At 66.7% G+C, this 436-nt stretch carries 1 pseudogene; it reads left to right on the plus strand.

Features of this window, described 5'->3' with window-relative positions:
• Positions 1–157: 157 nt before the first annotated feature.
• Positions 158–436, plus strand: a pseudogene (locus HX846_RS38555) (salicylate biosynthesis isochorismate synthase); the annotation flags it as partial.

Consider the following 436-nt stretch of genomic DNA (forward strand, 5'->3'; position numbering starts at 1 on the left):
CCCGAGCGGGTGGCCGCCATGCTGCCCCATCGCCGCCGCTGGGCCGAGCGCGAAGGGTTGGACCCGATGTTCGTGGTCCCGCTGTTTGCGCAGATCATCCAATGGAATATCGACCAGCAAGTGCGCCACTGGCGCCAGCAGCATCAAGGAGCGGAGCATGAGTGAACGTCTGCCGGGATTGCTTCAGGCGCTGACCGAGGGCGAACGCCTGGCGCGCGAGAAGGGCGGCGCAGTGCTGGTGGTGTTCAGCCTGGCCTCGGAGCGCCTGGACCCGCTGCGGTTATTTGCCGCCAACCGCCAGGTACTCGGGCAAAGCCTGTTCTGGTCAAGTGACCGGGGCGCACTGGCCATGGCCGGCTTTGGTTGTACCGAGGAAATCAGCCCCGGGGCCGATGACCGCTTCAACGCCAGTGCCCTGGCGTGGCAGGCGTTGCTC

The sequence above is a fragment of the Pseudomonas sp. K5002 genome (genome assembly GCF_013386655.1).
GTDB lineage: Bacteria > Pseudomonadota > Gammaproteobacteria > Pseudomonadales > Pseudomonadaceae > Aquipseudomonas.